The 8,299-nt window shown below is 47.7% G+C and carries 8 protein-coding genes and 1 other RNA gene; 1 reads left to right on the top strand and 8 read right to left on the bottom strand.

Annotated features, from left to right (window positions below; translation table 11 throughout):
- Positions 1–322 precede the first annotated feature (322 nt).
- From ssrA to eno, 7 genes are all read right to left on the bottom strand, one after another.
- Positions 323–676: a transfer-messenger RNA gene (gene ssrA, locus H6A32_RS15245) on the bottom strand.
- An 87-nt stretch (positions 677–763) separates the two neighbouring features.
- The gene (locus tag H6A32_RS15250; protein ID WP_138372808.1) at positions 764–1,585 is read right to left on the bottom strand and encodes an alpha/beta hydrolase; all 822 of its coding nucleotides are present in this window, start codon (positions 1,583–1,585) and stop codon (positions 764–766) included.
- 29 nt (positions 1,586–1,614) lie between these two features.
- A complete protein-coding gene (locus H6A32_RS15255; protein WP_087168076.1) occupies positions 1,615–1,857 on the bottom strand; it encodes a hypothetical protein in 243 nt (80 codons plus the stop codon).
- Positions 1,858–1,887: 30 nt separating this feature from the next.
- A complete protein-coding gene (gene smpB / locus H6A32_RS15260) occupies positions 1,888–2,355 on the bottom strand; it encodes an SsrA-binding protein SmpB (protein ID WP_087168077.1) in 468 nt (155 codons plus the stop codon).
- Positions 2,356–2,358: 3 nt separating this feature from the next.
- Positions 2,359–4,497: a ribonuclease R gene (rnr, locus tag H6A32_RS15265; protein ID WP_191437018.1), complete on the bottom strand. Its 2,139-nt coding sequence runs from the start codon at positions 4,495–4,497 to the stop codon at positions 2,359–2,361.
- A 94-nt stretch (positions 4,498–4,591) separates the two neighbouring features.
- Positions 4,592–4,834 carry a preprotein translocase subunit SecG gene (gene secG, locus H6A32_RS15270; protein ID WP_087168079.1) on the bottom strand — a complete coding sequence of 81 codons (243 nt, stop codon included), beginning with the start codon at positions 4,832–4,834 and terminating at the stop codon, positions 4,592–4,594.
- 113 nt (positions 4,835–4,947) lie between these two features.
- Entirely contained in the window at positions 4,948–6,252 is a 1,305-nt protein-coding gene (eno, locus tag H6A32_RS15275) for a phosphopyruvate hydratase (RefSeq protein ID WP_204864766.1), read from the bottom strand.
- Between the two features lie 177 nt (positions 6,253–6,429).
- Here eno and H6A32_RS15280 point away from each other — a divergent pair, with 177 nt between their 5' ends.
- Entirely contained in the window at positions 6,430–7,335 is a 906-nt protein-coding gene (locus H6A32_RS15280; protein WP_330616836.1) for a YitT family protein, read from the top strand.
- An 86-nt stretch (positions 7,336–7,421) separates the two neighbouring features.
- Here the strand turns inward: H6A32_RS15280 and H6A32_RS15285 are convergent, their stop codons facing one another.
- Positions 7,422–8,099, bottom strand: a complete 678-nt coding sequence (locus H6A32_RS15285; RefSeq protein ID WP_191435389.1) for a hypothetical protein — start codon at positions 8,097–8,099, stop codon at positions 7,422–7,424.
- Between the last annotated feature and the right edge of the window lie 200 nt (positions 8,100–8,299).

Here is an 8,299-nt window from a genome sequence, read left to right on the forward strand (position 1 = left end):
TGGCCTTGAGATGTGGATAACGGCTCCAAAGGAGACGCTTGTTGTGCAAAATAGCCACAATAACATACTCTGGCTGAAAAGCAGGGATTTCTAAAATTTATTCTTTACCGCTGCTGAAGTTAATTTTCTGTTGCCCAAAATCAAAAAAATCGTTATAATAATCTTGTTTTAGCATAGTTTCATTATAACATGAAACGGAGAGAAAGATGGTTGTCGTTAGCCATCTTTTTTTCTTTTATTGGATAAACTTCAGGGGAAGGCGTGACTCATACGAGTCACGCCTTCCCCTGTTTAGAACTGTCTATTTCCCGACAGCCCCTTCTTATGGACCTGGCGGGAATCGAACCCGCGTCCGAAAGCCTCTCCATCGGAGCATCTCCCATCACAGTCATTATTTTAAGATTCCCCCGGACTGCCGCCTAATGACAGGCTGCAATCTTCGGTAGCTTCATAAAATCTTCCATCTCCTCAAAGCTTTGGAGACGAAGTGCCCCGCAAGTGTCGAAGCCGGTAATCCGGACCGCGGGAAGTCCGGAGCCGACTGCTGCCGAAATTAGGCAGCGTACGCTAATTTATTATTGTCTGCGTTTATTTTTAAGTTACGGTTTACTGCGCGGTCCCGTCCCGCGGATGGCTTCTCCAACTTTAAAACCCCCGTCGAAACCAGTACAAGCCCTGGTTTTGCAGACAGTTGTTCTATTATTATACGCAGGCGGCCTGACCTTGTCAAGGCCCGCCCGCAGTCTTTCTTTCAGCTCTTTTTCTAAATGTTGTGGTCGATCCATGCTTTTGCAAGATCCATCCACTGGCCGCACTGAGCCTCCACGCCTCTTCCGTCACTGGAAAGGCTTAACTCAGTCGCTGTTCCAAGTCCGTGCTCTCCTTTCGGGAAGAGATGGAACTCCGCCGGAACACCGGCCTTTACGAGCGCATTTACATAGAGGAGGGAATTCTGAACCGGAACGGACTGATCCTCATATGTATGCCAGATAAACGTCTTCGGTGTGTACTCTGAAACATTCAGTTCCAGAGAACATGCTTCTTCCAGACTTTCCTCCGCCTGGGCACCCAGAAGGTTCTTAAAGGAGCCTTCGTTCCGGAATGTGCCGGCTGTAATCACCGGATAGCTCAAAATCTGTCCGTTCGGACGGATCATCTCCGATGTGGTATCGAGAATGTTGGCAAGCTCCGGAATGTGCCAGTAGGTGGAAACCATGGCTGCAAGATGTCCTCCTGCCGAGGATCCCTGAATTAGAATCCTGTCCGGATCAATGAACCATTCTTCTGCGCGTTCTCTAAGCATCTTCATGCATGCAGCCGCCTGAATGAATGCATCCGGAAATACATCATCCGGAACAGTTGAATACCGGAGTACTGCCGCATGATATCCCATCTCCATGAACCGTACCGCCAGACCTTCTGCCTCTCTGTCCGATGTCATGGCATAGCCGCCTCCCGGACAGATCAGAACACAGGGTCTTTTGCGACCATCATAAAGCTCTTTTGAATTGCTCCAGAAATATGTATATAACCTCGCGTTTGTTTCCTCGCCCTTGATTGTTACAGGAATTGTCTCGTATACCATGCGCCGGTCCTCCCCATTTTATATTTTATTTATTCTTCATCTTCCAGTCCCAGAATCTCTGCAAGTACCTCGATGATAATTTCATTCGTACAGGATTTCACATATCCAAGCATATGAAGTGAAATCTCGTCCGACTTCTGCGCGTCTGTCAGATCAGGATTTTTCTTCGTCATATCAATCAGCTGGATCAGCTGCGGTGTAAGCTCTTCATATGTCTCGATCGTTGTCTGGGAAACAAGATTTCTGAGATCTTTTTTTGTTACTGGTACCATTTCTATTATACCTTCCTTTTCACTTTGAATCTACCCAAAATTGCGAATTTTGAAATCTCTTTGCGCTTCTCTTGCCTGATCTTTTTTGGCAATATCCGCACGCTTGTCATAAAGCTTCTTTCCTTTTGCCAGCCCGATTTCCACTTTGACAAGACTGCCCTTTAAATACACTTTCAAAGGCACAAGTGTCATTCCTTTTTCTTTCATTTTTCCAAGCAGTTTGTTGATTTCCTGCCTGTGCAGCAGGAGTTTGCGTACCCGGAGCGGATCTTTGTTGAAAATATTTCCTTTCTCATACGGGCTGATATGCATTCCGTACACAAAGACCTCCCCGTTTTCGATGCGGATGAAGGATTCTTTGATACTGCACTTTCCCATCCGCATCGATTTCACCTCGGTTCCTGCAAGGGAAATCCCGGCCTCATAAGTCTCAAGAATAAAATAATCATGATATGCTTTTTTGTTGTTGGCGATCAGTTTTACACCTGTCTTTGCCATCTCCTAGTCCCCTTCCTTTCCAAGCTCAAAGTCGATTGTCCTTTGAAGCTCGTTTGCCGCCATGACACGGACGCATACTTTCTGTCCAAGCCGGTAAGTCTTTCCGGTGTGGATGCCCTGCATCTCGTAGCGGTCTTCGATATACTCATAATGATCATCCGTCATATTCACTACATGGATCAGTCCCTCGATGGTATTTGGAAGTTCCACATACATGCCCCACTTGGTGATACCGGAGATCACACCTTCGTACTCTTCACCGATGAAATTTTTCATATACTGTACTTTTTTCAATTTGACCGTCTCCCGCTCAGCCTCTTCTGCCCGGCGTTCGGTCTCGCTTGCGTGCTTTGTCACTTCCTCGAGAATCGACTGATAATGCCGGATCCGCTCTTCATCCATCCGGCCGCGAAGCGTCTCCTTGATGATCCTGTGGATCTGAAGGTCCGGATAACGCCGGATCGGGGAAGTGAAATGAGTATAGCAGGATGCCGCAAGTCCAAAATGTCCTTCATTTTCCGGCGTATATTTTGCCTGTTTCATCGAGCGAAGTGCCAGTCTTGCAATCATCGGCTCCTCCGGCTTCCCTTCTACTTTGGCAAGGAGCTTCTGGATCTCTTTGGGATGCACTTCATGATTGCCGATATGCATCGTATAGCCGAAATTGTGGAGGAAAATCGCAAGTTTGCGGATCTTCTCCTCATCCGGCGCTTCATGAATCCGGTAGACAAACGGAATCTCTCTCCAGAAGAAATCTTCCGCCACTGTCTCGTTGGCCGCAAGCATGAAATCTTCGATCAGCTTTGTTGCCGTATTTCTCTCATACGCTTTCAACTCGACCGGGCGTCCCTGCTCATCCAGAATCACCTTCGTTTCCGGGAAATCAAAGTCCACCGCCCCCCGTCTGTGGCGCTTTTCTCTCAAAATGGAGGAAAGCCTTGCCATCTCCCGAAACATCGGAATGAATTCCTCATATTTCCGGCACTGTTCTTCATCTTCGTCTTCCAGAATCTGTTTCACCGCTGTATATGTCATACGGCGGTCAACCCGTATCACGCTCTCGCAGATCTCATGGTCCACGATCGTACCGTTTTCATCAATCTTCATCAGGCAGCTCAGCGCCAGCCGGTCCTCTCCCGCGTTTAGGGAACAGATTCCGTTGGAAAGGGTGTGCGGAAGCATTGGAATCACACGATCCGCCAGATAAACGCTTGTCCCGCGTTTTTTTGCTTCCCGGTCCAGGGCACTGTTTTCCTGCACATAATTGGTCACATCCGCGATGTGAACGCCCAGATAAAAACTTCCGTCCCGTACTTCCAGGGAAACCGCGTCGTCCAGATCCTTGGCGTCCTCGCCGTCGATCGTCACCATCCGGACATCCCTCAGATCTCTTCTTCCAAAGCGGTCTGCTTCGCTGACAGGCTTTGCCACACGCTCCGCCTGGTTCATTACCTTCTCCGGAAATTCAATCGGAAGTTCGTAGGACATGGCGATGCTCAGCACATCGGTTCCCGGATCGTTGACATGTCCGAGAATCTCCACGACTTCACCTTCCGGCTTTTTCCCGTCTCCGCCGTAGGAAGTGAGCTTTACAACGACCTTGTGTCCGGTCACCGCTCCTTTTGATTTTTCCTCAGGCACAAACACATCCTGTAAAAACTTCTGATTATCCGGAAGAACAAATCCGAATGATTTATTTTTCTGATAATAGCCGACGATCCGGGACATCCCGCGTTTCAGGATCTTGATGACTTTCCCTTCCTGCCGCTGTCCTGTCTTTGGTCCTGCACCTCTTGTGATCTGGATTTCCACTTCGTCTCCCTGCAGGGCACCGCCGGATTCCTCTTCCGGGATAAAAACATCGTCATCCGATCCCTCGATGGATACGAAACCAAATCCTCTGGCATGGGCCTGATAGATTCCGGTCAGCCTGTTCCCCTGACCTTTTACATAGTTTCCTTTCTGGGTCTTATGGATCTTTCCTTCGGATTCCAGAGCATCCAGAATTTCTTTTAACTCCTGCCTCTCTTCCTTTTTCACCTGAAGGACGGAGGCCATTTCTTTCATCTTCATCGGGACATAGAAATCGTCACAGATGAACTGGTATACCATTTTCTTTCTTTTCTCATATTGTCTTTCCATTATCTGTACCTCACATACTCCCTTCTATTCTATCTGATATGGTAAAAAAAGAACACTCTATTTTTTGAAATAGAGTGTTCTGCATCTTCTTTCATTAAGCAAATACTTTTAAATTCAATACTGCAGCAAGGATAAGAAACAGTGCGGCAAGGATCTTTGTGACTTTCACGAGAGTTCCCTCAATGGAACGTCCTCTGTTCTGTCCCCAGTAGGTATCCGCCATACCGGCAATCGTTCCCAGACCGGCTGATTTTCCTTCCTGCATTAATACAACTGCTGAAAGAGCAATACAGTCTATTACAAATAAAATTGTGATCACGATTTTCAAAATTTCCAACTTCTACACCTCCTGCGCATAAACCATATATAATACTACCATATCCTTCCGGTTTGCGCAAGCAGTTTTTCGCTTCTTTTCCGCCCCTTATTTTCTTTTCGAGATCTTCCTGATCAGGAAAATGGATTCTTATAGATGGCAGTATCTCCAAGTTCTTCTTCTATTTTCAAAAGGCGGTTGTATTTTTCCACCCGTTCTGATCGGCATGGAGCCCCGGTCTTGATCTGCCCGGTTCCAAAAGCCACCGCAATGTCAGCAATCGTTGTATCCGCCGTCTCACCGGAGCGATGGGAAACAATGGATCGATACCCGTGCTCCCGGGCCATCCGGATGGTATCAAAGGCTTCTGTGAGTGTACCGATCTGATTGATCTTTACCAGAACCGCATTTGCTGCCCGGCAGTCAATCCCTCGTTTCAGCCTTTTTGTACTGGTCACGAAGAGGTCATCACCTACCAGCTGTGTCTGAAGCCCGAGTCTTGTATTCATCAGTTCCCATCCCGGAAAATCCTCTTCTTCCAGACCGTCCTCAATAGATACAATCGGATATTTTTCGATTAGTTCTGCATAGTAGTCAATGAGTTCTTCCGCGGTGCGAACTACCTTTTTCTCTTTTCCTTTGCTTTCTCCCACAAACACATATTTCCCGAAATCTCTGTCATAAATTTCCGAGGCTGCCGCATCCAGACAGAGTACAATGTCTTTTCCTGCCCGGTATCCTGCCGTCTCAATGGCCTCCATCAGAATGTCACAGACACTCCCGGTATCCGGAAGGTCCGGGGCAAAGCCTCCTTCATCGCCCACTCCGGTATGATATCCTCTTCCCTTCAGAAGCGCCTTAATCATATGATAGACTTCTGTGCACATCCGAAGTCCTTCCCGAAAGCAGCAGGCCCCTGCCGGCATGATCATAAATTCCTGAAAGTCAATGATATTGTCCGCGTGTCTTCCGCCGTTCAGAACATTCATCATCGGCACCGGCATCCGTCTGGTATGCACACCGCCAAGATAGCGGTAAAGCGGCAGATGCAGACTCATCGCCGCCGCTTTCGCTGCTGCCATGGACACACTCAGGGTGGCATTGGCACCAAGATTGCTCTTATCTTCCGTTCCGTCAAGCCGGATCAGCAGATGGTCAAGTTCCGTCTGTTCCAGCGCATTGACTCCAATGACTTCTCTTGCGATCCGGTCATTGACATGATTCACAGCCCTCTCCACGCCACGGCCGCAGTAGCGGTCCTGCTTTTCCTTATCCCGAAGTTCTTTCGCCTCATATCTCCCGGTGGAAGCTCCCGACGGGACACTTGCCGTTCCGATCGTGCCGTCCGCCAGAAGTACCTGTGTCTCAATCGTCGGGTTTCCCCTGGAATCGAGGATTTCTCTTGCGTATATATCTCGAATTGCGTTGCAGTGATGCATTGTTTTTTCCTCCTTCCAGGCATAGTATCTCCCAAAAAAAATCCGGCATACCCGTCAGAAAGCTTTACATATTATTTCCTTTACTTTTCCTTTCAGGATCGTTGACTTTTTCTTTCCGGAGGGTTACAATTTTGGAGATAAATTCTTCATAAAACGAAAGAAAACGAGGAAGAAAAAATGAACGGTCAACATCATGTGGATATGAAGTATTCTATCCCAAAACCATCATCCAAAATCAAACCCAAATCCAAAATCCGGGATTTTGTGGTCATGACGGCCGCCACTGCCATCATGGCATGCGGTATTTATTTTTTCAAATTTGCAAATAATTTTGCATTCGGCGGTATTACAGGTCTTGCGGTCCTTGTCGCCGAGACCGGAACCATCAGTAGCAGTGATTTTAACTTTGTCTGCAACATTGTCCTTCTGGTTCTGGGATTCCTGATCATGGGAAAAAGCTTTGGAGCAAAAACATTTTACTGCAGCATGCTTCTTTCCTTTCTCCTGTCTATCCTGGAGCGTGTTTACCCGATGGACGGACCACTTACCAACCAGCCTGTCCTGGAACTGATTTTTGCCATCGCTGTTCCCGCTTTCGGATCGGCAGTTCTCTTTAATATGGGCGCATCCAGCGGCGGAACCGACATCGTGGCGATGATACTAAAAAAATATACCGGTTACGACATCGGACGTGTCCTGATGATCTCCGATGTGGCAATCGCTGTGGCAGGCGTATTTGTATTTGGTATGGAGACAGGTCTGTTTTCGATTCTCGGACTTGTTCTTCGGTCACTCATTACAGACAACTTTATCGAAAGTTTCAATCTTTCCAAATGTTTCAATGTTGTCTGCGACAGTCCCGAGCCGATCTGTAACTTCATTATCCGGGATCTGCACCGGGGGGCTACTGTCTACTCCGCTCAGGGTGTCTTCTCCGGACAGAAGAAATACATTGTTCTGACAGCATTGAACCGCCCGCAGGCAGTGCGGCTCCGTAACTTCATCAAGGAAACCGAGCCGGGCGCATTTATCCTGATCTCCAACACCAGCGAGATTATCGGACGCGGATTCCACACCGTATAACAGGAGTAAAATATATAGTAAAAAATAAAATCCCGGAGACACATGTGATTTCACATCGTTCTCCGGAATTTTTTCGTCACCGATTATTATTTTTCATTCAGCACTTCTTCCATAGCTTTGACCACATTCTGATACTTTTCCTGTGTATAGGTATCATAACGGTTCGGATTTCCCGCATCCGAGAGCTGACCCTGCATGGAGGCAATTCCCTCTGTAAAGACCTGCTGTACTGTCGGATCCACTCCTTCCAGTTTCAGCTTCATATCTTCCGCACTCATCGCTTCGCTCTCTGTCAAATAAGCCTGAAGCTTCTGAGTAAATGATTCTCTCTGGCTGCTCTCATACTGCTCTGAGAAATTCAACACACCGAAAGCTGCTTTCAGCCTCTTCAAACTTGCTCCTGCTGTTCCTTCCTCGTACTGGGAAAGGGACTGGATCATCTCGCCAAATGCTTCCTCATCTACTTCCGTATTCTGATCAGCCGGCTGTGTTCCTGTGTTTTCCGGCTGTCCCGGATCCGCCTTGTTATTTTCCGTCTCTGAATTTTCAGGATCTTCCGTCTCCGGTTCTTTCTCCTGCTCTTCCGTTTCCCCGTTATCCGTCTCGTCCGGTTCTTCCTGTTCCTTTGTGGATGATCCCTGATCAGTCTGCTCTGTCTTTGGCTCTTCGCCGGTATCTGCAGGTGTCCTGGAGCCACAGGCGCTCACTCCAATCATCAGGATTCCTATGCCAAGTGCCAGTAATCGCTTCATTCGTCTTTTCATACGCCTTCCCCCTTCCGGTCATCCTCTTCCTTCTACCTACAGTATACCTGTTTCTCCGCCATTTCACAAGCCGGATTATTGCTTCTCAGCGGTAAAGAATAAATTTTAGAAATCCCTGCTTTTCAGCCAGAGTATGTTATTGTGGCTATTTTGCACAACAAGCGTCTCCTTTGGAGCCGTTATCCACATCTCAAGGCCAT

The sequence above is a fragment of the Drancourtella massiliensis genome (genome assembly GCF_016900655.1).
In the GTDB taxonomy this organism is placed as follows: domain Bacteria; phylum Bacillota; class Clostridia; order Lachnospirales; family Lachnospiraceae; genus Sellimonas; species Sellimonas catena.